A 16695-nucleotide genomic window follows, 5' to 3' on the forward strand; every position below is an offset into this window, starting at 1 on the left:
AGCCTGACCGCCTGCCGTCCCGCCCCCACCTGCACCGTCCGCGCCCAGCACCACCTCCCGGAGGACCCATGTCACCCCGCTCGCACCCCGCCGGGTGGACGCTGCTGTGCGTGACCTCGCTCGCGCTGGCCCTCGGCGGTTGCGGCTCCACTGCCGACGAGGCGACGGGCGGCGAGAACCTCTCACCCGCACAGGCTCCCGACGGCTGGACCCCGCACACCCAGGGCTCGGTCGAGCTGCACGCCCCGGCCGACTGGGAGGCCTTCGACACCGGTGCGCCCGCCGACGGGGCGGTGGCCGACGCGACGAGCTTCGGGCTCCAGGCCCCCACGCCCGAGGACGGCGCGGGCAGCGGCGCGTTCACCGTGGTGACCGACTCGCCCCAGGACGGGGCGGTCGCGGTCGCCGGCTCCGCACGGCGCACGGCCGAGAGCACGCTCGGCGCGACGGACGTCGTCGAGGAGGAGATCTCCTGGCCCGGTGCCGAGAGTGCCGCGTACCTGGCGTACACCGCTGACCTCCCGATGCCGGACGGGGAGAACGTGATCTTCCAGTACGAGTTCCTCGCCCTGGACCTGCCGGACGGCGGGCAGGCCGTGGTGAACGTCGTCGGCCCGGCGGAGGGCTACGCCGACCAGGCCATGCACGCCGTGCTCGCCAGCGTGACCGTCGCGCCGTGAGCGCCGGGGCAGGTCCGTTCACCTCCCGGAACCTGCGCCGCGCGACCCGGCTGTGGAGCACGGTGGCCCTGTGGGGGTCACCGTTCTTCCTCCTGCTGGGCGTCGCACTGCTCACCGGGCTCTTCCCCTCGGGTGCTGCCCGGGCGTCCGTGGTCGAGACCACCGCGACACCGGGTACCGCGATCGACGTCGTGGGCGGCACCCGGGGCATGGCGCTGTGGGGTCAGCCGGCCGACGTGGACCTCTCGACGGTCACCTGCCGCTGGACCGGGGCCGGTGACTCGGGTGGCGAGCTGCCCGTCGGCCCTCGTGACGACCGACCGGAGGTCATCACCGACAGCCTCGGCTCCGGTGACTACGTCTGGCTGACCACCACGGCCGACACGTTCGGGGTGCGGAGCGCGACCTGCACCGCTCACGGCCTCACCGCACTCGGGGCCACCCCCGACCCGGGAACGGGCGCCGGCACGGGCGCCGGGGTGTTCTTCGTGGTCCTGGCACCGGTGCTGCTCGGTCTCGGGCTGCTCGCACGACGAGCGGCCCGCTCCGCCTAAGGTCAGCACCGGTGGGCCCGGGACCGACACCCGTGCCGGTCAGGCCGGGTCGTCCGCTCCGTCACCCAGTCGGATGCTGCCCTCGATGCCGTCGACCAGGTCCGCGGGGAGCTCGCTCCCGGTGAGCTGCAGCGCGACCGTGTCGCCGCTGCGCGGGTCGGCCGCCGCCCAGAAGATCCCCTCGTAGCGCTCGCCGTCCGGGCCGGTGTACGTGAAGTCGTTCCGGGCGATCTCCAGGGAATCGGTCTGCACCGGCTCGCTGAAGCCGTCCGAGGTGTACCCGGTGACCCCGCCGATCTGCGCGCCGGCCACGAAGGTCGACCGCCCGAGGTCCGCCCCGCCGGTCCCGAACTCGGGGCTGACGATCAGCAGGTGCTGCGCGTCGTCGAGCTCGGCGTCGGCCCATCCGCCGGGCCAGAGCTCGCTGTCCCCCTCGACCGGGACCCAGCCCTGGGGGACGGCCACCTCGAGCCGACCCGAACCGACCTGGACGAAGCCCTCGGGGACGTCCGCGCCCGAGGGACCGCAGGCGCCGAGCCCCGCGGCGACCCCCACCGTCAGGAGCAGTCCCACAGGGCGGGTCGCGCGGGTCCGGGTGCTGCGAGGGGCGTTCACGGGGACATCGTCTCCTGGGTCACGTCGACGTCGGGCCGCGGTGCTCACGACCGGGAGCCACGCGCGGTGCGGGCCCGCACCGCTCCGAGCGCTCCACCCACGACCAGGGTGACGACCACGGGCACCAGGACCGTACCGGGTGAGGCGTCGGACTGCGTCCGTGCCTGCGCCTCCAGCAGCGCACCGGTGCCCACCACGGCGGCGACCAGCACGACGGGGACCGAGGCCACCAGACCGTGGCGGCTCTCGCTCCGGCGGAGACCACCGACCAGCAGGGTCGCCGCGACGGCGGCGACGGCCGGTGGCACCACGAGGGTCAGCCAGGCCAGTCCAGCGACCGTCGAGATCCCCGCGGTGCGGTCGACCAGGGTCAGCAGCAGCACGCACAGGGCCAGGGAGACGAGGTAGGTCACGGCGCCCACCACCCAGGGACGCAGGTACGAGCGGGCCACCGACGGCGTCGGGGTCATCGAGGTCGTCGAGGTCGTCGAGGTCACAGCGGGGTCCTCCCGGTCAGTTGCACAGGGCGTCGTCGATGAAGGCGCGCGAACCGTCCACGCCGGGCGCTCCGAGGAAGGCCGCGTCGGTCTTGGTCGCGGTCGCCTCCTCGGCGCTGATGCTGAAGCCGAACTCCCAGCCCTTCTTGACCGCGAGGCCGAACTCCCAGCCGTCACTGACCCCGTGGTAGGCGATCTGGCTGGTCCTGCCCTGCTCGTAGAGGAGCTGCAGGAACGGGTCGGACGAGGGCCTGTCGGGCACCATCGCCCCGAAGGGCAGCGACAGGGTCTGGGACGCACCGTTGCGGAAGGACAGCCACTCGTCGGCGAGTGCGCGGTTGGAGTCGTCGATGCCGATCGTCGTGGTCGTCACCACCGAGGTCGTCTCCCCCTCGCCGTACGAGCCGGAGACCGGCAGCGAGCCGTTGCCCAGGCTGGCCTGGTACCCGACCTCGTACGAGCTCTTGAACGAGAGCTCGCTCAGCTCACCGTTCGCGTCGTACGTCGTGGTGAAGGCTCCCTGGATCTCCCCCTCGCCCGAGGCGTGCGCGACGACGGCGTCGGCACCGGCCTCCCCCGAGCCGGTCAGCTCGTAGGTGTAGCTGCGCTCTCCCGTCTCGTGGTTGGTCTCGACCACGACCGAGCCGCCGGCCGAGACCTCGAGGTTCAGGCCCGCCTGCGGGTCGAGGAAGGTCTCCTTGCCGGTCGAGTCGTGACCGGTCGGCACCCGCACCCCACCGCTCGCGTCGAGGGCGACGTCCACACCGATGGTCGCGTACGAGACCATCGGGTCCTTGGGAGCCGAGACGTAGCCGTCACTCATCCAGAGCCACAGCGCGACACCGCCGTACTGGTCGTTCTGCAGCTGGACCCGCTGGATCAGGTAGTCGTCGAGCTGGTCCTTCATCGCGGTCCACTGGGCCGCGTCGTCGAACTCCCAGGTGTCCCCGTACCCGAAGGTCAGGTTGCCACCCAGGTTGACGTCGAGCCCGGCCGCGTTGCCGTCCCCGAGCTTGTCGGTGTCGAAGGTGTTGCTGCTCACGGCCGTGCTGGCACCGACGGACGCGCCGTCGGTGAGCGTCGCCCGGACCGACCCGTCGGAGAACTCCTGCACGATGAAGCCCGAGCTGTCGCCGATCGAGAGGAACCACACCTTGACCTCGGCGTTGTACTGCTCCGAGGTCGAGTTCAGCATGCACACGCCTGGCTGGAAGTCCGCGTCGGTGGGTGCGTCGGCCACCGGTACGGGGCCGACGTCGCACGACCCCGCCCCGCCGCCGGCGGCGACCACGAACCGGCACAGCACCGAGGCGAGGTGGTCGGGGTAGCGTGCGACGCCCAGGGTGACCCCCGCGACGAGCAGCGCGACCAGGGTGACCACACCGAGCAGCTCGAGCGAGCTGACCCCGCGGTCGTCGCGCCGGATGCTGCGGTGCATGGTCGTCCCTCCCGGTCGCCGGCCTGCAGGCCTCGTGCATCCACGCTAGGTGCGCGCTCGGGAGAGCCCTTGAGCCCGGGGACCCACCGCTGGGCCCAGATGCGCCGGCTGGCTGGGCCCACGGGGTGGCAGCCGGCCACAGGACTCCCGAGCGTCGCCGCGGCGACGACGTCTCAGTCTCGACGGACCGGCAGGTCCTCGACGAGGGGGAAGCCCGGGAGCTCGAGGGAGACCTGCTCGGTGCCGGCATCGAGCGGGGGGAAGGTCGCCGAGAGCAGCTGACCACGTTGCGACATCTGCACGGGCGCGGTCGAGCACGTGCAGAAGGAGGTGGTCCTGTCCCCGTCGGTCACGGCCAGGAACGGCTGGAGCCGCTGGTCCTCGGCGCTGACCACCAGGGCCACGTCCCGGGTGTCACGCGTGAGCGGGGTCGCGGCGTTGAAGGCCTCGAGCGGCACCAACGGGTCCGAGTCGTCCACGTTGCGCAGCGTGAAGCGCACCAGGGTGCTCTCCTGGCCCGCGAGGACGTCGGTGACCTCGATCGTCGCGGGGTAGGCCGAGGACGGCCCTGTCACCTGCCCGTCCACCGATCCGAGCACCTCGGACGTGCCGATGTCCCCGTCGAAGAGCGCAGCGGCGATCTCGGCGCGGGTCCACCCGTCGGCCTCGGGCTCCTGCGTGGCGTCCGGCGAGGCGGAGGACGTCGGCCCGGGCGTGGGCTCGGGGTCCGACGGTGTGCAGGCGGCGAAGGCGACGAGCCCCACGACGACGACCCCGACCGAACCGAGGCCGATGAGCAGCGGCTTCTTCATGAGTCCCCCTTGACGCTGTAGACCACGGTGACACGACGGTTGAGCTGCTTGCCCTCGTCGGTCGCGTTGCTGGCCACGGGTTCGCTCTCGCCCCGACCGACTGCGGTGAAGGTGACGTCGGACCCGCTCGCGGGCTCGAGCACAGCCAGCACCGAGGCCGCGCGCTGCTCGGAGAGCACCTGGTTCGAGGCATCCGCACCGTCGGAGTCCGTGTGACCCGTCACGACCACCTCACCGGTCCCCCGTTGCCTGATGTCGGCGGCGACCGCAGCCAGGGCGTCCTGGGCGGCCGGTGACAGGTCAGCCGAGCTGACGGCGAACAGCACGTTGGCGTCGAGCGTGGTGGCCACCTGCTCGGGGGTCTCCTCGGTCGCCGCTGTCCCCGAGGCGTCACCGAACCGGCGCACCAGGGAGTAGGTGACCGCAGCGGGGTCGGCACCTGACAGGTCCGCGGCGGAGGGGATCGCCGGCCAGCCCTCGCCGAGCAGCGGCGCCGCGTCCGACCCGACCGGCTCGAGCGGACCGTCCTGCACAGCGACGTCGCCGACGGCGGTCCCCCAGGCCATGACGACCTGCACCGCGTCGACCGTCGGGTCGATCTCGGGGAAGACGGCGAAGCCGACCCTCAGGTCTCCCGTGCCACCGTCGAGGTCGACCGTCCGCGAGGCGAAGGTGGTCTCACCGTCGTACAGGGGCCGGTAGGCGACCAGGTTGGTCGAGTCGATGAGCTTGAGGTCGACCCCGAAACCGGTGCGGTACGGGTGGCTCGAGTTGGGGAAGGCCATCGCACCGGTGAAGTCGGTCGCACCTCCTCCGTCAGGCGTGCCGACCGAGTAGTAGAGCACCGTCGCGCCGTCGACCCGGTGCACACCGTGCACGAGCCCGCGGATCTCGGGGTTGGTGTCGGTGTGGAACTGGTGGTAGACGAAGCTGCCCTCGATCGGAGTCTGCTGACCCTCGACCTCGACCGTCCCCGTGGGGAGCGTGCTGCGGTCCTCGGTGGTCGCCGCTGCGGCCCCACCGCCCAGGAGCAGGACGGCGATGCCGACCACTCCCGCGGACCGGGTCCAGGGGCGTGCATGCGGGGTGGAGGTCATCGGGGCGGCCTTCCGGTGGTGCGTTGCGAGAGCTGCCGGAGCGACCGGCGGGTGACGACTGGACGACGCATCATTGCACCAGCCGCGGCAGGAGTGCGGACTCGAGCCAGCCACGGGCCGCCCCGAGCACCGTGCCGATGTCGCTCCGTGCACCCGAGTCGAAGCCCGGGCACCGGAACCGGAACTCGTCGCCGTAGATGGGGACCGGCTCGGGCTCGGGCTCCGGCTCCGGCTCGGGCTCCGGCTCGGGCTCCGGCTCGCCCGGGGCGGGGGGCTCGGGTTCCGGCTCGGGCTCGGGCTCGGGCGGCGGCTCGTAGCCGATGATCACCTGGCTGCGGTCCAGACCGCAGCGCGCCAGCTCGACCCCGACCGAGGCGGTCGCCCGCGCCTCGGGCCGACGACCGTTGTCGGCCGCCTCCCGCAACCGGGTCAGCACGACCACCTCGTCGGCGTAGGCGTCGTAGCGGTACTCCACGAGATCGGCGCCGTTCTCGGAGGCGTAGGCCTGGGCCGACCCGTAGCCGCGCGCGGAGCCGAGCAGCTCGGCGAGCGTCACACCGCCGGTCGGGGTGATGACCGTGCCGAGCTCGGACAGGACGAGGTCGCGCACGTCGCGTGCGCCGGCCAGGGCCGCGGCGTCGGCCGAGGTCTGGGTCCGGCTGCTCTGCTCGGTCCCCGACAGCAGCGGGATCACCGCGACGAAGAGCAGCGCGACGATCGCCACCGCCACGACGGCCACGACCACGCTGGTCACCAGCCCGTCGTCACCGCGTCCGAGCACCCGCATCCGCCGACTCATCCGTGCTCCCTGCTCTGTGAACGACCTGCCCAGACGCCAGATCGGCGGTCGACCTCTCCGCTCAGGCGGAGGTGATCTTGTTGAGCTGCTCGGTGATCTTGGAGCCCAGGTCAAAGCTGTTGAAGGCGGTGACGAGTGCGACCACGAGGATCGCCGCGACGATCACGATACCCAGGTACTCCAGCGTGCCCTGGCCCAGCTCGCGCTCCTCGAGAGCCTTCTCGACGCGGATCCTGGTGTTGACGAGCATGCGAGTCATGTCATTCCCCATTCTGCCGGCCGACCGATGATCGGCCGGCTCCCGTGTGCTGCACTGGTCTGTCTGCGTGTCCGTGTGTGAGACGTTCTGTCCCGCCCTGACTCCAGCAACGCTACGGGCGGCCGCTGCGCACCCGCAGGGTCCGTGGGCCCATTCCTGGGCCCAAACCCTGCCGCCGACGTCGCGGGCCCCTGGGCCCCTACGACCCACCGAGCCAGACCGAGACGGCCTCGGCGCGGGTCCGCACGCCGAGCTTGGCGAAGATGTGGTTGATGTGGTTCTTGACGGTCTTCTCCGACAGGAAGCACTCCTTGGCGATCGCCCCGTTGGTGCGCCCCGCGGCCACCAGCTCCATGACCTCGCGCTCACGTTCGCTCAGGCCGGCGTCGGGACGCTGCACCGCAGGCGGGGTCGCCGGCTGCGCCCACACGGTGCGCATCACCGCCGCCGCACCCTCGGAGAGCAGGAAGGCGCCCTCGGCCACGGCGAGCACGGTGCGCTCGAGCTCGTGCGAGGCGAACTGCCCGTGCACGAGGTAGCCGCTCGCGCCCGCCTCCACGGCGGCCCGGATCACCTCGGGCGAGTCGGTGTAGGTCAGCATCAGCACCTTGGTCCACGCGGCGACCTCGGCCGCGACCTGGACACCGTCACGGCGTGGCATGCGCACGTCCAGCAGCGTGACGTCGGGCTGGGTCGCCCGGATCACCCTGACCGCCTCCTCCCCGTCACTGGCCTCACCGACCACGCGCATCCGGTCGGAGGCGTCGACCAGGCTGCGCAACCCCATCCGGATGACCGCGTTGTCGTCGACGATCACCACGCTCACCTGGGACAGCACCGGGTGGTCGGCACTCACACCTGCGGGGGACGCGCCTGGGTCAGCGGTCATTCGGCCGGCTCCTTCGTCGGATGGTGGATGAGAACCCTGGTGCCCTGACCGACCGCGGAGTCCACGGTCAGGGTCGCGCCCGCCTCGCGGGCGCGCTCGTGCATGCCGGTCAGCCCGAAGTGCCCGTTCGGGCTCGTGCCGTCCGCCCGTGCCACGAAGCCGCGGCCGTCGTCCTCGACCGCGACGAGGACCGCCCCGTCCGCCAGACCGTCCAGCGAGACCTCGACCGACGTCGCGTCGGCGTGCCGTGCGACGTTCTCGAGCGCCTCGCCCACGATCGCCAGCAGCTCGTAGCGCGCGTCGGTCGAGAGGTCGACAGCCCCGTCGCAGGTCACCCGGCAGGGCACGCCGTGCTCGGCCTGCCAGCGCTCGCACAACGACACGAGCACCTCGACCAGCGGCCGGTCGGGCTGGTCGACACGCATCCGTACCAGCAGACGTCGGGCCTCGTCGGCGGCCTGACGGGCACCCCCGGCCAGGCCCCTCGCCTGCGCCACCGCGACCGCCGGGTCCCGCTCGACCCACAGCGGGAGCGCGTCGGCGGCCAGGGCGATGCCGTGCAGGGTCTTGCCGAGCGAGTCGTGCATCTCGCGGGCCAACCGGGCACGCTCGTCCGACGCAGCCGCGCTCTCACGAGCCACGGCGACGTCGCGCTGCGCCCGCAGCTGCTGGTCGTGGGCCGACCGGACCACCGACCCGATGGCCACCAGGCACACGTACAGGGCCGGGACGCCCAGCGCCGTCATGAAGCTGGTTCCGGGGGCGTCCTCGATGCGGGCGGCCAGCAGGTAGCCCGAGACCAGCACCACGGTCGCCACCACCGCGGTCCGCATCTCGAACAGGACGCCGAGCACCAGGGCCGTCGAGAACGTCGCCAGGACGAGCGGGCTCTCCACCCCGAGGGCGGCGACCACGGCCAGCGTCACCAGCATGTCGACCACGAGGGCGAGCGGGTGCCGGATCACGAAGTCGAGCACCTTGGGGTAGACCAGGCACAGGAAGCTCGAGGCGCTCAGGGCGATGGTGCTGAGCAGCAGCGCGAAGGTCATCGTCTGCCCGACCAGGGCAACGGTCGAGATCATGATCGAGAGCAGGCGCACCACGAGGGCGGCGCTCACGACCCGGTGGGCGAAGCCCCGGTCGACGGCAGTCATCCGCCCACCCCCACCAGGGAGCCCAGGTCGACGTCGGCGCCCACGTACAGCCCCACCACGATGAAGACCAGGGCCCCGGGGACCAGCACCATCGAGGTCACCAGGGTCACCCGGGGAGCCGTCTTGGCCGCCGCCCGCCGCTGGCGCTGACCGCTGTCGCGGCGCATGTCCTCGGCGATCTGCTGGAGGGACTCGGCCAGCGGGGCACCGAGCTCCTGGGACTGCAGCAGTGCCGAGACGAACTGGGCGACCGGCTCGGAGGAGCTGCGCCGCCGCAGGTCGGTGAAGGCCTGACGGACCGAGGCGCCGTTGGCGATCTGCTGCAGCGTCAGGGTGACCTCCTCCGCGAGCGGCCCCCGGAACCGCTCGGAGACCCGCGCGAGCGCGGCCCGGAAGTTCACGCCGGCCATCACGGTCACCGCGAGGACGTCGAGGAAGTCGGGCAGGTCTCGGTCGATGCGCTCGCGGCGCTTGCGCTGCGCCGCGGCGAGCCGGCTCAGCGGCATGATCACCGGGACCGTGACACCCAGCAGCGCCATCAGCACGTTGCCCTGGAGCAGCAGCACCAGGATGACCGGTGAGACCAGCAGCGCCCACCAGGCCGTGCGCTCGAGATATCCGTCCACCGTCAGACCGTCGGGGCGGCCTGCCTCGTCGATCCGGCGCTGCAGGGCGTGGACGCGGTCGGGGCCGAGCAGCCGCCGGAGCCGCGGCACCTGGCGCCGGGCCAGGCGCTGCAGCGGGGACTCGCCCTCGGCCCGCCGACGCTCACGGCCCTTGAGCAGGGCGAGGTCCTCGACCGCGAGCCGGTCCATCGCGTCGGTCCGCATGAGGCGGTACCCGTAGAGCATGAGGACCGCCGCGACCGCCGCGACCAGCGCCATCAGGAGTACGACCGTGAGCGTCATCCGTCGAACCTCGTCATCTTCCGGATGAGCAGGAAGCCTCCGACGAACAGCGAGGACCCCACCAGCAGGGCGCCACGCCCGACCCACTCCGAGACCATCGCCTCGACCGTGCCCGGCTGGATGAGGTTGAGCAGGAAGAGCAGGCCGAACCCCATCCCGATCACCATGTACCCGGTCGAGGTCGACTGCGCGAGGGTCGTCCGGACCTCGCGGCGGATCTCCTTGCGCTGGTCGAGGGTGTCAGCGATGTCGCGCAGCGACGTCACCAACGACCCGCCCGAGCGGGCACTGACGAGCAGCGTCGAGACGAGCACCGACACCTCGCGCGAGGGGAGGCGGTCCTCGAGACCCGACATGGCGGTCTCGAGGCTGTCCCCGAAACGCATCCGGCTGACCACCCGGTCGAGCTCGGGGCCTGCGGGGCTGGACAGCTCCTCGGCGGCGATGACGATCGCCGCGGCGATCGACAGCCCGGCGCTCGTGGCGTTGGACAGCACCCGGGCGAGCTCGGGCATCTGGGCGATGAACTGCTCGTTGCGACGCTCCGTGGCCCGGGCGAGGTACGCGCGGATCCCCACGACGACAGCCACGATCCCGAGCAGCCCGAAGACGGGTGCCAGGCCGACGGCCATGACGTAGCCGATCACCACACCACCCGCCACGGCCACCCCGGCGACCACCACCGCCGGCCGGTCCTCCTCGCCGGCGAGGAGCAGCCTGCGCTCGACCCACCGACCTGCCGAGGTCGTCCCGAACGCACGGTCCCAGCGCTCGACCCGGGTCTCGGGCCCGGCCGTGGCGTCGGCCGCCATGCCCTGGATCAGGGCACGACGACGCGAGGTGACCGAGGCGACGTCGCGCACCCCCGCCATGAAGAGCACACAGGCCGAGAGCACGCCGAAGAGGATGATCAGGACGGTCACGGGACGCCCCCGAGGAGCGGGTCGTGGACGACCGGCGGCGCGGGCGGCGGCGGGCCGCCGAGCGGCAGGTCGGTGCCCTGGCCGATCACCTCACCGGCGATCCGCAGCCGGTCGACCAGGCCCTGCGGGACGGCGAACTGCAGGAAGCGCCCCGGCGGACCGCTCTCGTTGGGCGCCTCCGGGTCCCAGCGCATCAGCGGCTGGATGACGAAGTCCTCACGGTTGCGCGAGGTCACGTAGCCGACCTCGACCACCCGCCGCGTCCCGTCCGACCCGCGCAGCAGCTGCACGACGAGGTCGATCGCGTTGTTGACCTGGTCCCGCAGGGCGTGGAACGGGATCTCCACGTCGCTCATCGAGGCGAGCACCTCGAGCCGGTTGAGCGCGTCCGTGCTCGAGTTCGCGTGGACCGTGGCCAACGAGCCCTCGTGGCCGGTGTTCATGGCCTGGAGCATGTCCAGGGCCTCACCGCCGCGGACCTCACCGACGATCACCCGGTCGGGACGCATGCGCAGGGCGTTGCGGACGAGGTCGCGGATGGTCACCTGACCGCTGCCCTCGACGTTCGCCGGACGCGTCTCCATCCGCACCACGTGCTCCTGGGACAGCGAGAGCTCGGCCGCGTCCTCGATGGTGATGATCCGCTGCCGACCCTGGATGAAGGCCGAGAGGGCGTTGAGCATCGTCGTCTTGCCCGACGCCGTCCCCCCCGAGACGATGATGTTCATCCGCGCGCGGACGCACGCCGCGAGCAGGTCGGCCGTCGCGTGGTCCAGGCTGCCGCGGGTGAGCAGCTCGTCCAGGCCGTAGGCCTTGGGGAAGAGCCGGATCGTCACGGTGGGGCCGTTGAGGACCAGCGGTGGCAGCACCACGTGGACGCGTGCGCCGCGCGGCATGCGGTCGTCGGGCGGCAGGCGCGCGTCGACCATCGGGCTCGACTCGTCGACGCGCCGGTTGACGGTCGACACGATCCGGTCGATCGTCTGGCGCAGCTGCTCCTCCGAGGCGAAGCCCGACGCGACCTTCTCGATCATGCCGAAACGCTCGACGTAGATCGTGTCGTGCCCGTTGATCATGATCTCGCTGATCGAGTCGTCGGCGAGCAGCGGCTCGAGCACACCCAGGCCGATCGACTCGTCGACCACCCTGCGGATGAGGGCGTTGCGCTCGCGCGTGGTGAGGATGACGCCCTCGGTCGAGACGAGGTGGGCGACGACCCGCTCGAGCCGGATCCGCCGTTGGCCTGCCTCGAGGCGACCCAGCTCGTGCAGGTCGACCTCGTCGAGAAGCTTCCGCTTGAAGGTCGAGACGAGGTTCTCGTCGAGGTCGGCCGCCGCCGCGACGACCGGGGCCGCGGCCTCGGCCCGTTCGCGGCCCGCCCCGGCCCAGTCGCTGAAGCCCGCCCTCACGGGACGAGCCTGGGCATGACGGCCGTCCGGTCGACGGTCAGCACGGGGAAGACCGACCACCGTGGCACCCGGACCTCCAGGCGCACCCCCTGGCCGCCGTGGACGTAGCTGATGCTCTGCGGCGACAGACCGCTCGGCAGCGACCTGTCGATCGCGACCTCGGCGGACTGCCCCATGCTCAGGGCCCGGGCACCGTCCCGTGCCGCCTGGTTGGTCGCCTGGGTCGTGTACACGGCCGCGACCACCTGCAGCAGGACGAGCACCACCACGACGAGGACCGGGACGACACCGAGCAGCTCGACCGCCGAGCTGCCGCGCTCGTCGCGACGGCGGCCGGGGGGGCGGATCCGTGGCCCGCTCATGGCTCGATCACGACCCGGCGGTCGATACGGACCTGCCACGGCGTGCTGAACACCCCGGGGGCGACCAGGGGGACGTTGGTGCGCACCGAGACCCAGGACGCGTCCACCGGGCTGGTCTCCACGCTCATGGCCGATCGCATCCCCGAGGGCATCCGCTCGGCGGCGGCGGCACGTGTCTCGGGGAGCGTCTCCTGCAGGGAGACCGATCTGGCCGCGGCGGAGGCCGCATGGCCCGTCCACACGTAGGTCATCCCGGCCACCCCGAGCTGCCACGCGATCAGGCACACCAGCGCGAGCCACGGGATGACCCCGAGGAGGTCGACCGACGCCGAACCGCGGTCCCCGCGCCGTGCCGAGCGGGTGGCCCGCCGACCCACCGGGGCGAGGTCGAGCGAACCGGTGGCGGCCTCGCCAGCAGGTGCCGGGGCGTCGGGTGCCGGCTGGGCGAGGTCCCGGACCAGGCCGAGCTCGCGACCCACGCCGCGCAGCGCCTTCCACCAGCCGGTGTCGGTCAGGATCTCGGGCGAACGGGAGTTCGACGCCGTCTGGAGCTTGCGTCCCAGGTCGGGCAGCACCGTCCCCAGCAGGGGGCTCGGTGACAGCCGCCGGACGGTCTCGGGCTGCACCTCGTCGAGCCGCGACTGCCGGTTGAGCAGGACATGGACGGTCTCGGGCTTGCGCACCGCGAGCGACTCCCACCACCCCAGGTTGCGCCGCAGCGCCCTCATGCTGATCAGGTCGGGGGTGACCACGGAGACCACCTCGTCCGCGATCTCCACGACCGCTGCCTGGACCGGGGTCACGTGGGCCCCCGCGTCGACGATCACCAGGTCGTACTGCTGGCGCAGCAGGGCGACGATCTGCCGGATCGCCGCCGGTGTCACCCACTCCACGTCCCGGACGTCCTGGGGCGGGAGGAGCAGGTGCAGCCCCGACTCGTGCTCGAAGACCGCGTCGGCGACCGTACGGACCGAGAGGTCCTGGGCGACCTTGGACAGGTCCGCGATCGAGGTGCGGTACCTGGCCTCGACCAGGCTGGTCACGTCGCCCTTCTCCAGGTCGAGGTCGACCAGCAGCACCTTGTAGGAAGGCACCTCACGCTTGACGTCCCAGGCGAGGTGCGTCGCGACGGTCGAGGTCCCGACCCCGCCCTTCGAGCCTGTGACGGCCACCACCGTCGCCCGACCCCGGGCGTTCGCCTCGTCCGGGCCCGAGTGCGCGAGCAGGGTCATCATGTGGCGGGACCAGTCCAGGGCGTTGACCACCCGGAGCTGGACGTCCGCGAAGGACAATGGGTACGCGAGCACGCCCCGCGCACCGGCATCCATGGCCGCACCGAGCGCCTCGGGCTCGCTGTCGCTCGAGACGACGATCGAGACGGCCGCGGGTCGGCGCAGGCTCAGGTCGCGCACGACCTGGTGGACCGGCTCCGGACCGAGCTGGTCGTGGACCAGCACGAGGTTCGGGTCGTGCTGGACGACCATGGCGGTGAGCTCGGTGGTGGTCTCGGCGACACCCACCACCTCGACCTCGGCGGCCTCGGCGAGCTGCGACCGCAGCTCGTAGGCGAGCGACTGGTCCGCGCAGCCGATGACGACGATGCCCGCCATGTCAGTTGCCTCCCTCGAGGATCGACTGCCCGCCGAGGTCCTCGGCATCGAACTCCGACTTCTCACCGGTGCGGTTCTCGCCGGTCCCGGTGGGCAGGCCGACCAGCCGCACCTCGTCGGCGAAGGCGCTCGCATAGGTGACCGCGAGCGCGTCGTTGGGCTCGAGCGCGAGCGTGACCGGGATCACCGACTGCTGGCCCCCGATCGCCGTCTCGTCCACGCGACGCTGCTCACCCCGGACCGAGACCACCCGCACGTTCTGGACGAGCACCCTGACCTGCTTGGAGAGTCCGGGGACGTCGGCGAAGACGGCGTAGATGTCCACGAAGTCCCCGGTCTCGACCCGCCCGGCCAGGCCGGTGACCGAGTCGACGTTGACCGCGATCTCCCGCTCGGTGGGGCTCAGGTCGGAGGCCGGGACGATGACGTCGGCGGTGAGCATGGTGCCCGCCGCGAGGTTCACCGCGACCTTCTGCCCGAGGAGCTCCTCACGGGTCATCCGGGCGGTCTCCGACAGCCATCGCGCGGGGACCTCGTCGGCGACGATCGTCGACTCGTCGAGGGTCTCGTAGGCGGCCACGGTGTCGACCGTGCGGTAGACGGTCACGAGCGACCCCACCTGGCTCGAGACGTTGGCGACGTAGCTCGCGACCACGAAGAAGACCACCACGGCGAGGAGCGCCGAGAGGAGGATGAACAGCACTCCACGACGCTGACGGGGATTCACTTCGGGTCTCCTTGCAGTTCGAGGGAGGCGTGCACGGGGCGCACGTGGCAGTACTGGCAGAACTCCTGCGGCACGACGGCACCGCAGACCGCGCACCGGTCGAGGGTCTCGACCCGCGGGTAGGGGATGACGTCGCCGGCCGGCAGCGCGAGCAGCTCGACGGCGCGGGCCGTGCCGAAGCGGCCTCGGGCATCCAGGCTCAGGCCGGGCAGCTCGATGTGCTCGTGCGCGCCGGCGAGCTCGAGAGCGTCCTGGAGCGCCGGGGCGGGTATCGCCTCACCGGCGCAGACCAGCGCCGAGCGCGCCAGCACCGGCTCGGAGGCCCGCACAGGTCGCCCGACCCGCACGACACCCGGTTCACCGGAGAGGGTCGCCAGGTAGCCGGCACCGCTGGGCATCCAGGACCGCAGGTGCTGGCCCAGGCTGGGAGCCGGCTGCTCGAGCCGGGCGACGGTCGGCAGCCACGCGCCGCTCCAGGTGCGCCGCTCCAGCTCGCGGGCGAAGAGCGGCAGGAGGCCGGCATCGAGCTCGCACGAGGCGACCTGGAGCGCGAGGACCGCGACCGTGGCGGGGCCGTGCGGCACGCACACCCATGACACGGCCACCCCGCGGTCGCCGACCAGGGCTGCGTGCCGGCGCACCAGCGCCTCGTGCCGCTGCTCACCGAGGAGGACCAGGTGCGTGACGTCGGCTCCGACCACGGTCCACATGTCCTCGACGCTGTGCGGGTCGGCAAGGAGCACGGTCCGCTCGCCCAGCAGTGGGAGGAGGTCGTCCGTGGGAGCGACGAGGGCACCGACGGCGACCTTCTGCATGAACCATCCACCCCTGTTTGATCGTGCGGGAACACCCTGCCTGACCCCGGCCGCTGAGGACACCGCTGCGGAATCTTTCACCCGTTCGGTGGACCAAGGTCACTGTCGGTCGTCAGCTGAGCTCTCGTACCCCTGGTGAGCGACGACCGGTGAGCGCTCGGGCATGCTATCGGGATGAGACGTCGCAAAGGTGACATGCCCGGCAGCGCGGGACCCCGGCTCGTGGTGGACGGGCTCGACGTGGCGCAGGTCGTGGTGGCGGACACCTTCGCCACCCGCCTGCGCGGGCTCGCCGCGCGCCGCCGGCTGCCGGAGTCGCTGCTGCTGAGCCCGTCGAACTCGGTCCACGGCGTGGGCATGCTCGTCCGGCTCGACGTCGCACTGCTCGACGGCGCAGGCACGGTCGTCGACGTCCTGCTGCTGCGGCCCTTCGGCATGACCTGGCCCCGCCGCGGCGTCACCGACGTCCTCGAGGCCCCGGCGGGCAGCTTCGCCCGGTGGGGGCTGTCGGCGGGGAGCACCGTGACCGTCCGACGGGCCTCGTCTGACGAGGCTGCGCGGGGATGACAGGTCATCCCACCATCGTGGGCCGCGGGGTCGGCCCCACCCAGGGCCCGCGGTCCCCCTCACGGGCCTACGGGCGCCGGGCGGTCATGAGCCCCTGGACCCACCGCAGGTCGTGGTCGAGGGCTCAGTCGGACGGCGGTCCGGCGGACACCGCGTGGAGGTCCTTCCGGTCACCTCGTCGCGGTCGGCCGGCCACGACCTGGTCCAGGCCGTCGCGGTGCACACGGCGCTCGACCACGAAGGACAGCACCGGCACCACACCGGCGAGCACCATCCCGACGAGACGACCCAGCCCCCACCGCATGGTCGACCACAGGTCGACCACGGTGACCAGGTACACGACGTAGATCCAGCCGTGCGCGAACGGCACCCACTCGATCCACCGCATGACGTCGTCACCGGCCTGCACGACGTACTTGAGCAGCAGCTCGACGCACAGCACCAGGAGCATCACACCCGTGATCCAGGCCATCACGCGGTACCGCCCGAGGGCCGCGCGCGCCTTGGTCGCCCAGTCCTTGCCCGCCACCAGAGCCTCCTTCGTCGCCGATCCGTCCGGGGACCATCCTCCCCCAGATAA

Annotated in this window: 20 protein-coding genes; 3 read left to right on the plus strand and 17 right to left on the minus strand. The window is 72.2% G+C overall.

All coding sequences use genetic code 11. The features are described 5' to 3' along the window. Positions 1 to 68: 68 nt before the first annotated feature. Positions 69 to 680 carry a hypothetical protein gene (locus tag M1R94_RS02780; protein ID WP_249380141.1) on the plus strand — a complete coding sequence of 204 codons (612 nt, stop codon included), beginning with the start codon at positions 69 to 71 and terminating at the stop codon, positions 678 to 680. Further along, entirely contained in the window at positions 677 to 1234 is a 558-nt protein-coding gene (locus M1R94_RS02785) for a hypothetical protein (protein WP_249380142.1), read from the plus strand. Before M1R94_RS02780 ends, M1R94_RS02785 begins: the two co-directional genes overlap by 4 nt. Before the next feature lie 39 nt (positions 1235 to 1273). Here the strand turns inward: M1R94_RS02785 and M1R94_RS02790 are convergent, their stop codons facing one another. The 16 genes from M1R94_RS02790 to M1R94_RS02865 form a co-directional block, all read right to left on the minus strand. Then, positions 1274 to 1849 carry a hypothetical protein gene (locus M1R94_RS02790; protein WP_249380143.1) on the minus strand — a complete coding sequence of 192 codons (576 nt, stop codon included), beginning with the start codon at positions 1847 to 1849 and terminating at the stop codon, positions 1274 to 1276. A 44-nt stretch (positions 1850 to 1893) separates the two neighbouring features. Continuing rightward, complete coding sequence (locus M1R94_RS02795; RefSeq protein WP_249380144.1) at positions 1894 to 2346, minus strand: hypothetical protein; 453 nt, start codon at positions 2344 to 2346, stop codon at positions 1894 to 1896. A 16-nt stretch (positions 2347 to 2362) separates the two neighbouring features. Further along, the gene (locus tag M1R94_RS02800) at positions 2363 to 3784 is read right to left on the minus strand and encodes a hypothetical protein (protein WP_249380145.1); all 1422 of its coding nucleotides are present in this window, start codon (positions 3782 to 3784) and stop codon (positions 2363 to 2365) included. A gap of 173 nt (positions 3785 to 3957) precedes the next feature. Continuing rightward, the gene (locus tag M1R94_RS02805; RefSeq protein WP_249380146.1) at positions 3958 to 4596 is read right to left on the minus strand and encodes a hypothetical protein; all 639 of its coding nucleotides are present in this window, start codon (positions 4594 to 4596) and stop codon (positions 3958 to 3960) included. Continuing rightward, positions 4593 to 5693 (minus strand): OmpA family protein, encoded by a 1101-nt coding sequence (locus tag M1R94_RS02810; RefSeq protein ID WP_249380147.1) that lies wholly within the window; start codon positions 5691 to 5693, stop codon positions 4593 to 4595. Before M1R94_RS02810 ends, M1R94_RS02805 begins: the two co-directional genes overlap by 4 nt. 70 nt (positions 5694 to 5763) lie before the next feature. Further along, positions 5764 to 6492, minus strand: coding sequence for a hypothetical protein (locus tag M1R94_RS02815; RefSeq protein WP_249380148.1), 729 nt, complete (start codon positions 6490 to 6492; stop codon positions 5764 to 5766). A gap of 61 nt (positions 6493 to 6553) precedes the next feature. After that, the gene (locus M1R94_RS02820) at positions 6554 to 6751 is read right to left on the minus strand and encodes a hypothetical protein (RefSeq protein ID WP_249380149.1); all 198 of its coding nucleotides are present in this window, start codon (positions 6749 to 6751) and stop codon (positions 6554 to 6556) included. Between the two features lie 199 nt (positions 6752 to 6950). Further along, entirely contained in the window at positions 6951 to 7640 is a 690-nt protein-coding gene (locus tag M1R94_RS02825) for a response regulator (protein WP_249380150.1), read from the minus strand. Continuing rightward, the gene (locus M1R94_RS02830) at positions 7637 to 8794 is read right to left on the minus strand and encodes a sensor histidine kinase (RefSeq protein ID WP_249380151.1); all 1158 of its coding nucleotides are present in this window, start codon (positions 8792 to 8794) and stop codon (positions 7637 to 7639) included. Before M1R94_RS02830 ends, M1R94_RS02825 begins: the two co-directional genes overlap by 4 nt. Beyond that, the gene (locus M1R94_RS02835) at positions 8791 to 9702 is read right to left on the minus strand and encodes a type II secretion system F family protein (protein WP_249380152.1); all 912 of its coding nucleotides are present in this window, start codon (positions 9700 to 9702) and stop codon (positions 8791 to 8793) included. The genes M1R94_RS02830 and M1R94_RS02835 overlap by 4 nt, the downstream gene beginning before the upstream one ends. Next, positions 9699 to 10625, minus strand: coding sequence for a type II secretion system F family protein (locus M1R94_RS02840; RefSeq protein WP_249380153.1), 927 nt, complete (start codon positions 10623 to 10625; stop codon positions 9699 to 9701). The genes M1R94_RS02835 and M1R94_RS02840 overlap by 4 nt, the downstream gene beginning before the upstream one ends. After that, on the minus strand, positions 10622 to 12034 hold the full coding sequence (locus M1R94_RS02845) for a CpaF family protein (RefSeq protein ID WP_249380154.1): 1413 nt from the start codon (positions 12032 to 12034) through the stop codon (positions 10622 to 10624). Before M1R94_RS02845 ends, M1R94_RS02840 begins: the two co-directional genes overlap by 4 nt. Further along, positions 12031 to 12396, minus strand: a complete 366-nt coding sequence (locus tag M1R94_RS02850; protein WP_249380155.1) for a TadE/TadG family type IV pilus assembly protein — start codon at positions 12394 to 12396, stop codon at positions 12031 to 12033. Before M1R94_RS02850 ends, M1R94_RS02845 begins: the two co-directional genes overlap by 4 nt. Beyond that, on the minus strand, positions 12393 to 14006 hold the full coding sequence (locus tag M1R94_RS02855) for an AAA family ATPase (protein ID WP_249380156.1): 1614 nt from the start codon (positions 14004 to 14006) through the stop codon (positions 12393 to 12395). The genes M1R94_RS02850 and M1R94_RS02855 overlap by 4 nt, the downstream gene beginning before the upstream one ends. A 1-nt stretch (position 14007) precedes the next feature. Beyond that, the gene (locus M1R94_RS02860) at positions 14008 to 14733 is read right to left on the minus strand and encodes an RcpC/CpaB family pilus assembly protein (RefSeq protein ID WP_249380157.1); all 726 of its coding nucleotides are present in this window, start codon (positions 14731 to 14733) and stop codon (positions 14008 to 14010) included. Next, complete coding sequence (locus tag M1R94_RS02865; protein ID WP_249380158.1) at positions 14730 to 15548, minus strand: hypothetical protein; 819 nt, start codon at positions 15546 to 15548, stop codon at positions 14730 to 14732. The genes M1R94_RS02860 and M1R94_RS02865 overlap by 4 nt, the downstream gene beginning before the upstream one ends. 195 nt (positions 15549 to 15743) lie before the next feature. Between M1R94_RS02865 and M1R94_RS02870 the strand changes: the two genes are divergently transcribed. After that, positions 15744 to 16115, plus strand: coding sequence for a DUF192 domain-containing protein (locus tag M1R94_RS02870; RefSeq protein WP_249380159.1), 372 nt, complete (start codon positions 15744 to 15746; stop codon positions 16113 to 16115). Positions 16116 to 16239: 124 nt separating this feature from the next. Here the strand turns inward: M1R94_RS02870 and M1R94_RS02875 are convergent, their stop codons facing one another. Beyond that, positions 16240 to 16644 (minus strand): DUF3817 domain-containing protein, encoded by a 405-nt coding sequence (locus M1R94_RS02875; RefSeq protein ID WP_308199864.1) that lies wholly within the window; start codon positions 16642 to 16644, stop codon positions 16240 to 16242. Between the last annotated feature and the right edge of the window lie 51 nt (positions 16645 to 16695).

The sequence above is a fragment of the Actinotalea alkalitolerans genome (assembly GCF_023369855.1).
In the GTDB taxonomy this organism is placed as follows: Bacteria; Actinomycetota; Actinomycetes; order Actinomycetales; family Cellulomonadaceae; genus Actinotalea.

What these genes read in the sequence shown, in the direction of transcription:
- M1R94_RS02835 (WP_249380152.1), bottom strand. Translation starts at nt 9,702, where the DNA reads ATGACGCTCACGGTCGTACTCCTGATGGCGCTGGTCGCGGCGGTCGCG.
- M1R94_RS02870 (WP_249380159.1), top strand. Translation starts at nt 15,744, where the DNA reads ATGCCCGGCAGCGCGGGACCCCGGCTCGTGGTGGACGGGCTCGACGTG.
- M1R94_RS02865 (WP_249380158.1), bottom strand. Translation starts at nt 15,548, where the DNA reads ATGCAGAAGGTCGCCGTCGGTGCCCTCGTCGCTCCCACGGACGACCTC.
- M1R94_RS02825 (WP_249380150.1), bottom strand. Translation starts at nt 7,640, where the DNA reads ATGACCGCTGACCCAGGCGCGTCCCCCGCAGGTGTGAGTGCCGACCAC.
- M1R94_RS02830 (WP_249380151.1), bottom strand. Translation starts at nt 8,794, where the DNA reads ATGACTGCCGTCGACCGGGGCTTCGCCCACCGGGTCGTGAGCGCCGCC.
- M1R94_RS02810 (WP_249380147.1), bottom strand. Translation starts at nt 5,693, where the DNA reads ATGACCTCCACCCCGCATGCACGCCCCTGGACCCGGTCCGCGGGAGTG.
- M1R94_RS02855 (WP_249380156.1), bottom strand. Translation starts at nt 14,006, where the DNA reads ATGGCGGGCATCGTCGTCATCGGCTGCGCGGACCAGTCGCTCGCCTAC.
- M1R94_RS02800 (WP_249380145.1), bottom strand. Translation starts at nt 3,784, where the DNA reads ATGCACCGCAGCATCCGGCGCGACGACCGCGGGGTCAGCTCGCTCGAG.
- M1R94_RS02820 (WP_249380149.1), bottom strand. Translation starts at nt 6,751, where the DNA reads ATGACTCGCATGCTCGTCAACACCAGGATCCGCGTCGAGAAGGCTCTC.
- M1R94_RS02815 (WP_249380148.1), bottom strand. Translation starts at nt 6,492, where the DNA reads ATGAGTCGGCGGATGCGGGTGCTCGGACGCGGTGACGACGGGCTGGTG.
- M1R94_RS02850 (WP_249380155.1), bottom strand. Translation starts at nt 12,396, where the DNA reads ATGAGCGGGCCACGGATCCGCCCCCCCGGCCGCCGTCGCGACGAGCGC.
- M1R94_RS02805 (WP_249380146.1), bottom strand. Translation starts at nt 4,596, where the DNA reads ATGAAGAAGCCGCTGCTCATCGGCCTCGGTTCGGTCGGGGTCGTCGTC.
- M1R94_RS02780 (WP_249380141.1), top strand. Translation starts at nt 69, where the DNA reads ATGTCACCCCGCTCGCACCCCGCCGGGTGGACGCTGCTGTGCGTGACC.